This window comes from Pseudomonas agronomica (genome assembly GCF_025917275.1).
Taxonomy (GTDB): domain Bacteria; phylum Pseudomonadota; class Gammaproteobacteria; order Pseudomonadales; family Pseudomonadaceae; genus Aquipseudomonas; species Aquipseudomonas agronomica.
Genome location: NZ_JAOSHO010000368.1, coordinates 1 through 5,185, shown reverse-complemented (window position 1 = coordinate 5,185; position 5,185 = coordinate 1). Strand labels below are relative to the sequence as shown.

Here is a 5,185-nt window from a genome sequence, read left to right as displayed (position 1 = left end):
TCTGCTCGATGGACGCGCTGGTTTCCTCGACGCTGGCCGCCTGTTCGCTGGTGGCCTGGCTCATCGACTGCGCGGTGGCGCTGACTTCTTCGGAGGCGCTGGCGAGGTTGTCCGCGGCGTTGCGCACTTCACCGATGATGTGCGACAGCTTGCCGACCATGTTCTGCATGGCGTTGAGCACCATGCCGGTTTCGTCCTTCGAACCACCGTCGATCTTCGCGTTCAGGTTGCCTTCGGCCAATTGTTCGGCGACGGCGGCGGCTTGTTTCAGCGGACGGGAAATAACCCGGGAAATGAACAGCGCCAGGCCCAGGCCCACGAGCAAGGCTGCGGCCAGCACGACGATGATCGACAGGCGTGCGTTTTCAAACAGTGTTGTGCCTTTCTCGCTGGCAGCGCCAGCCCCGGCATCATTGAGCTCCACCAGTTTTTGCAGGTCGGCGGTGATCAGGTCGAACTTGCGCTTGGATTCACCTTTGAGCAGCGCATGGGCCTGGTCGGTCAAGCCTTGCCGGGACAGCGCAAACAAGTCTTTGCTGGCAACGAGGTACGCCGTCCAGTCATTGCGGGTGGTTTCGAACAGTTGGCGATCTTCGGCGTTGGAGAGCAGTTGCTCATAGGTGCCCAGGCGCGTCTCGAAGGCTTTTCTGGCTTCGTCGGCTTCCTGTTCCAGTCCGGCGCGCTCTTGATCGGCGTCGGCGGCAATGTGGCGCATTTCCTTGAGGCGATAGCTCGCGGCAAAGAAACGCATGCCCGAGGCCGCGCGCATGGACGGCATCCAGTTTTCACGGATCTCGGTGGTGGTGCCGTTCACTTGGCCCAGTTGGATGATCGAAAACACGCCCATGACGGCGGTCAGCGCCAACACCACAAGGAAGGAAGTGATCAGTTTGGTGGCGATTCTAAGGTCGTAGAACCATTTCATTGGGGAATACCTCTCCATGGAGTGTTGAAGCGTCAGCGAGCGTTGGCTTGTTGTAATGGGGTCGAGTTGTAGCGGTTTTCTATCTGTGCGATCTGGGTGAGCAGGGCCGGGACGTCGAGGATCAACGCGACGGCGCCGCTGCCCAGGATGGTCGAGCCGCTGATGCCGCGCAGTGCGCCGAACAGCTTGCCCAAGGGTTTGATCACGGTCTGGAACTCACCCAGCAGGTCATCCACCACCAGCCCGGCCTTGAGTTCGGCGTAGCGCACCACCACCACGTTCTGCCGGCGCGAAGCCGGGCCTTCGTGATGGAAGTGATCGCGCAAATACACCAGCGGCAGCACCTCGCCCCGCAGGTCGAGGTAGCCTTGCTCGCGACTGGCGATGCCATCGTCTTCGCTCAATTCGATGCATTCCTGGACCATGTCCAGCGGAATGACATAGGTGGACTGGCCGATGCCGACCAGGAAGCCGTTGATGATTGCCAGGGTCAGCGGCAAGCGGATGCGCACCACGGTGCCCTTGCCCGGTTGGCTGTCCAGGTCGACCGTGCCGCGCAAGAGCGTGATGTTGCGCTTGACCACGTCCATGCCAACGCCACGCCCGGAAAGGTTGGTGACGGCCTGGGCGGTGGAGAAGCCCGGTTCGAAGATCAGGTTGTAGATTTCCTGGTCGGTCAGGTTCGCACCCTGGGCGATCAGGCCACGTTCTTGGGCTTTTTCCAGGATGCGGTCGCGGTTCAGGCCGGCGCCGTCGTCGGCGATTTCCAGCACGATGCTGCCCGAGTCGTGGTAGGCGTTGAGGTGCAGGTGCCCCTTGGCCGGCTTGCCGGCCGCCTGCCGCGCCTCGGCGGTTTCGATGCCGTGGTCCATGGCGTTGCGCAGCAGGTGCATCAGCGGGTCGCCGATTTTTTCCACCACGGTCTTGTCCAGTTCGGTTTCCGCGCCGCTGATGATCAGGTCGATGTCCTTGCCCAGTTCCTGGCTGACATCGCGCACCACCCGGCGAAAGCGGTTGAAGGTCTCGCCGATGGGGATCATGCGCAGGCGCAAGGCGCCGTCGAGAATCTCTTCCACCAGGCCGGACACCGACGAAGTGGCTTCCTGCAACGGGTCGTTCTGGCAGGTGCGGGCCAGCAGGCTGGCACCGGCGCTGGCGATGACCAGCTCACCCACGAGGTTGATCAATTCGTCGAGTTTGTCGGCATTGACACGGACGTAGGCGCCGTCCTTGGCTTTGTTTTCATTGGTGACGGCCTGTCTGTCAGGCGCGACCTGGGCGGGCATGCGCGGGCTCTTGCGTTGGTCCGGCATCAGCTCGCCGGTAGTGACCATGGCGGTGCTTTCGTCGCTCGCCGGCTGGGACGTCGCGACCAGGCCGGTGTTCGCCTCGGTTTCGGCGTCATGGGCGGCGACGATTTCGATCACGCAGTCTTCCCGCACGAAATCGAAGACTTCGTTGATCGCGGTGTATCCGGCGGCGGAGCGAAACGCGATGTCGAAGCCCAGGTAGCAGGACTCGGCATCCCAGGCCTCGACAGCCGGCAGCGCGTCGGTGAGGGTGGTGATGTCGACGATTTCACCCAGGGTTTGCAGATAGCGCAGGAACGACAAAGGGTCCATGCCGTTGCGGAACACGTCCTGGCCGAAGCGCAGGACGATGCGCCAAAGGCTCGCTTCCGATGAGTCGGTCGTTTCGGTTTCTGGTGCCCGGGCCGGTTCGGCTGCGGTTGGAGGCGCCTGGTACTCCTGCAGGATCTGGCACAGTTCCATTTCCCGCGCCAGGGCAGGGGGCTGCAGCGTTGAGCCCTGGTTGGCGACCACGTCGATCAGCTCGAGCATGTGGTCGCCGGACTTGAGTAGCACAGCGATCAAGCCCGGGTCCACCGCGACACTGCCCTCGCGCAGGCGATCGAGGACGTCTTCGACGATGTGGGTAAAACTGACGATCGGCTCCAGGCCGAACAGTCCGGCCGAGCCCTTGATCGTGTGGGCCGCCCGGAAAATCGCGCCGATGGCGTCATCGTCGCCGGGGTCGTTTTCCAATTGCAGCAGCGACTCTTCCATCGCCTGCAATTGTTCCCGGGCCTCGACGATGAAGGTTTGTTGTGCCTGATCGAGATTGATGCTCACGCTCATGTCCTTTGTCGTGTTCGACGTGTTGCGGTGCCGCTAGGGTTGACCAAGGGCAACCAGGTTGCACAGGGCCAGCGTCTCCGTGACGGCTTTGCTTTGATCGGTCACCGTCAGTTGGGTGCTGGCCTTGGGTGCCTCGCGCTGAATCATCAGCAGCAGTTGCAGGCCGGCGCCGTCCATCTCGGTGATCTGCGACAGGTCCAGCGCCATCGCGGGCGTGGCCCCCAGCCGCGGCAGCAGCTGCGCGGCCAGGTCGGCGGCGGTGTAGATCGTCAGCTCGCCGTCGATCTGCACCTGCGCGGTGTCATCTTCTATTTCGTACAGCAGCGGCATTGAAGCCTCCGGCCATCAGGGAAGAATCAGCTTGGACACCGCCGCCAACATCTGCGCCGGCTGGAATGGCTTGACCACCCAGGCCTTGGCGCCCGCGGCCTGGCCTTCTTGCTTCTTCGATTCCTGGGATTCGGTGGTGAGCATGATGATCGGCGTGAACTTGTAGCTCGCGAGCTTCTTGACCTCCTTGACGAAGGTGATGCCGTCCATATTCGGCATGTTCACGTCGCTGATGATCAAGTGCACCTTCTGGCCGTTGAGCTTGCCCAGTGCGTCCTTGCCATCGCTGGCCTCGATCACGTCGTAGCCGGCACTTTTCAACGCGATGCCGACCACCTGCCGAACGCTCGCGGAGTCGTCGACAACCAATACACTTTTCGCCATGGGAGGCTCCTAGAAGAAGGTTATTTCCTGTGAAGTCTGTTGCGCCGCCGAGTCGCCGTGGTGATTGCGGCGCTGCTCGTCGGTGGCATAGGTGGTTTCCATGCGCGCCAGCCATTGGCGGGCGTCGATGGAAGCGGCCTGTTCGGGCGACTGGCTGGCCTGCTGCAGGTGCACATGCAGGTCCTCGATGTTGTCGCGCACGTGGCTGAGGATCTGGCTGACCCGATCCTGGAATTGAAGGTTGACCAACACGTCGGTGAGTTCGTCGCGAATGCCGAAACTCTCCCGTTGCAACATGTCGGCCGAATCGGCGAGGCGTCCGGTGACGCTCTGGAAGCGTTCGAGTACACGTTGGATGCTGCCTTCGGACACGGCCACCGATTGACTGTCCTGGTCGGCACCGCTGGAGGCGGCATGGACCAATTGCGTGATGGCGGTGTTGATGACGTCGACCTTGGCCGACATCTGTTGGCCGGTCTCGCTGGACTTGCTAGATAGAGCGCGCACCGCGTCGGCCACCACGGCAAAGCCACGTCCGGCTTCGCCTGCGCGAGCGGCTTCGATGGCAGCGTTGAGGGCCAGCAGGTTGGTCTGGGCGGCAATCGCCGCGACGTCGGCGGCCATGGTCCGCAGCTCGCCGGTATAGGCCGTCAGGTTGCGCACCTGGGCGAGGGTTTCATCACGGCTGGCCTGGGTGGCTTTCAGCGAATCGATGACCTTGACCAGTTCGCCTTCGCTCTGCGCCAACACCTGGACGGCACCGCCACTGCTGCTGCCGGCCAACTCGCCAGCGGCCAGTTGCGAGGCTTGCACGGTCTCTTCGAGGCGCGAGGAAATGCCGGTGAAACGGCTGGTCAGCGAGACGATCGCGGTTTCAGTCTGCTGGCGCGAGCTTTCGACTTGCTTGGCCCAGATCGGCATGGCACCGAGCATCACTTCGTTGAGTTGCGCGGTTCCTTTATGCCCGGCTTGGCTGGCCTGCAACTCGTGATGGGCGGTGGCGGCTGCGATGGCCTGGTTGAATTGAAGGCGTTGCGACCGCGCGCCGAAGATCCCGGCGCCCACGCCAAGGATCAGCAGCCCGGCGCTCAGGCCGATGTTCTGCGCGCTCGCGCCATTCAATGCCAGCACGCCGACGCAGCCGGCAACGGCCACGATCATGGCGGGCCAGAGCACGCGAGGCTGGGATTTGGCGAAGGATTGGTCGTGGGAATACGACGTCATGGTTCGGTCCTTGAACAGTGTTGCGGACAGGTGTTTGCGAATAACTGGTTATCTGCAAAACCGACTTGGTCTTGAGGACCAGTCGTCCGATTTCGCTAAAAAGATGGCACATTGATATCTCAGAATAGACGAGATTGGAGAAATGTCGAGGTGGCCCGACCTGCGGAAAACCCGTGGCGAGGGA

At 62.4% G+C, this 5,185-nt stretch carries 5 protein-coding genes; all 5 read right to left on the bottom strand.

The genetic code is table 11. The features are described 5' to 3' along the window. Positions 1-925, bottom strand: a 925-nt coding sequence (locus OC610_RS20695) for an MCP four helix bundle domain-containing protein (RefSeq protein ID WP_264430335.1), incomplete at its 3' end; no start/stop codon positions are given. A 32-nt stretch (positions 926-957) separates the two neighbouring features. Next, positions 958-3,057 carry a chemotaxis protein CheA gene (locus tag OC610_RS20690; protein WP_264430332.1) on the bottom strand — a complete coding sequence of 700 codons (2,100 nt, stop codon included), beginning with the start codon at positions 3,055-3,057 and terminating at the stop codon, positions 958-960. A 39-nt stretch (positions 3,058-3,096) separates the two neighbouring features. Beyond that, positions 3,097-3,393: an STAS domain-containing protein gene (locus OC610_RS20685; RefSeq protein ID WP_264430330.1), complete on the bottom strand. Its 297-nt coding sequence runs from the start codon at positions 3,391-3,393 to the stop codon at positions 3,097-3,099. Between the two features lie 15 nt (positions 3,394-3,408). Continuing rightward, positions 3,409-3,777 carry a response regulator gene (locus tag OC610_RS20680; protein WP_003203044.1) on the bottom strand — a complete coding sequence of 123 codons (369 nt, stop codon included), beginning with the start codon at positions 3,775-3,777 and terminating at the stop codon, positions 3,409-3,411. A gap of 9 nt (positions 3,778-3,786) precedes the next feature. Beyond that, positions 3,787-4,698 (bottom strand): methyl-accepting chemotaxis protein, encoded by a 912-nt coding sequence (locus OC610_RS20675; protein ID WP_408636622.1) that lies wholly within the window; start codon positions 4,696-4,698, stop codon positions 3,787-3,789. Positions 4,699-5,185: the final 487 nt, after the last annotated feature.

What these genes read in the sequence shown, in the direction of transcription:
- OC610_RS20675 (WP_408636622.1), bottom strand. Translation starts at nt 4,698, where the DNA reads ATGCCGATCTGGGCCAAGCAAGTCGAAAGCTCGCGCCAGCAGACTGAA.
- OC610_RS20680 (WP_003203044.1), bottom strand. Translation starts at nt 3,777, where the DNA reads ATGGCGAAAAGTGTATTGGTTGTCGACGACTCCGCGAGCGTTCGGCAG.
- OC610_RS20685 (WP_264430330.1), bottom strand. Translation starts at nt 3,393, where the DNA reads ATGCCGCTGCTGTACGAAATAGAAGATGACACCGCGCAGGTGCAGATC.